We start from the raw sequence: 1,933 nt of genomic DNA, 5'->3' as shown, positions 1-1,933 counted from the left end.
CGGAACCACTCCGGCGGTCGACGCGGCCGGTGCCGCGGACTGCTCCTGCGGTGCCTGTTCCAGGATCAGGTGCGCGTTCGTGCCGCTGATGCCGAAACTGGAGACACCGGCGCGGCGCGGCCTGCCCTCCTCCGGCCACGCGCGGGCCTCGGTGAGCAGTTCGACCGCGCCCGCCGTCCAGTCGACCTGGGGCGTCGGTTCCGTCACGTTGAGCGTGGGCGGCATGATGCCGTGTCGAAGCGCCTGCACCATCTTGATCACGGCGGAGACACCGGCCGCGGCCTGCGTGTGACCTACGTTGGACTTGAGCGAGCCCAGCCAGAGCGGGCGCTCCGGGTCCCGGTCCCGGCCGTACGTGGCGAGCAGGGCCTGCGCCTCGATGGGGTCGCCGAGCTCCGTGCCGGTGCCGTGCGCCTCCACGACGTCGATGTCGGCCGCGGCGAGGCCAGCGTTGGCGAGCGCCTTGCGGATGACCCGCTGCTGCGAGGGCCCGTTGGGGGCGGTCATACCGTTCGACGCGCCGTCCTGGTTCACGGCCGAGCTGCGGACGACCGCGAGCACCCGGTGGCCGCGCCTGCGGGCCTCCGAGAGGCGTTCCAGTACGACGATGCCGACGCCCTCGGACAGGATGGTGCCGTCGGCACCGGCCGAGAACGCCTTGACCCGGCCGTCGGCGGCGAGGCCGCGCTGGCGCGACATGCCGCGCAGTCCGATGGGTGAACCCATGACGGCGACACCGCCTGCGAGGGCGAGCGAGCATTCGCCCTGCCTCAGTGCCTGGGCGGCGAGGTGGATGGCGACGAGGGACGAGGAGCAGGCCGTGTCGACGGTCACCGAGGGGCCCTCGAAGCCGAACACGTAGGACACCCGGCCGGAGGCCACGCTGCCGGCGGTGGCCGTTGTGACGAAGCCTTCGAGTTCGTCGGGCATGTTGCTGAGGGACTCGACGTAGTCGTGGATGGAGACGCCCGAGAAGACACCGATGTTGTCGCCGCGCGCGGAACGGGGGTCGATGCCGGCCCGCTCCAGGGCCTCCCACGAGGTTTCGAGGAGGAGCCGCTGCTGAGGGTCCATGGCGAGCGCCTCGCGCGGCGAGATACCGAAGAAGCCGGCGTCGAACTGGGCGGCGCTGTGCAGGAATCCGCCCTTGTGAACGTAGGCCGTGCCGGGTTTGTCGGGGTCGGCGTCGAACAGGCCGTCGAGGTCCCAGCCGCGGTCGTCCGGGAGGGCCACCATGCCGTCGCGGCCCTCGGCCACCAGACGCCAGAGGCCGTCGGGGTCGTCGACGCCGCCGGGCAGGCGGCAGGCCATGCCGACGATGGCGATCGGCTCGGCGGGCTCGGCGGTGAGGGCGACGGGGGTGGTGGTGGCGCCGGCCGTGTCGTTGCCGAGTTCCTCGCGCAGGTAGCGGGCGAGTGCCACCGGGGTGGGGTAGTCGAAGATGAGGGTGGCGGGGAGCTTGACGCCGGTGGCGGCGCCGAGCCGGTTGCGAAGTTCGACCGCGGTGAGCGAGTCGAAGCCGATCTCGCTGAACCCTCGTGTGCCCTGGGCGAGTTCGGCGGCGTTGAAGCCGAGGACCGCGGTGGCTTCGGCCTGCACGATGCCGAGGAGGACGGCTTCCTGTTCGGCATCGTGCAGTCCGGCGAGGCGCCGGAGCAGGTCACTGCCGTCGCCTGCTCCGGCGCGTGCGAGGCGGCGGCCACTGCGCACCAGGCCGCGCAGCAGGTGCGGGACGGTGCCTCCGGAGGCCGCGTCGGCGCGCAAGGACCGCAGGTCGAGCTTGATCGCTACGAGCAGGGTGTGTTCGGCTCGCAGGCCGGTGTCGAGCAGGGCAAGGGCCTCGGCGGGGGTGAGGGGTAGGACACCGCCGCGGCTCATGCGGGCCTGGTCGATCTCGCTGAGGTGAGCCGTCAGGCCGGTGCTCTGCTCCCAC

General features: G+C 72.4%; 1 protein-coding gene. It reads right to left on the bottom strand.

Annotated features, from left to right (window positions below; all coding sequences use genetic code 11):
* Positions 1-1,933, bottom strand: a 1,933-nt coding sequence (locus tag B100_RS0133495) for a beta-ketoacyl synthase N-terminal-like domain-containing protein (RefSeq protein ID WP_024888689.1), incomplete at both ends; no start/stop codon positions are given.

This window comes from Streptomyces sp. CNH189 (assembly GCF_000527195.1).
Note: the sequence above shows the minus strand (reverse complement) of the source record. Positions and strands in the feature narration are given on the sequence as shown.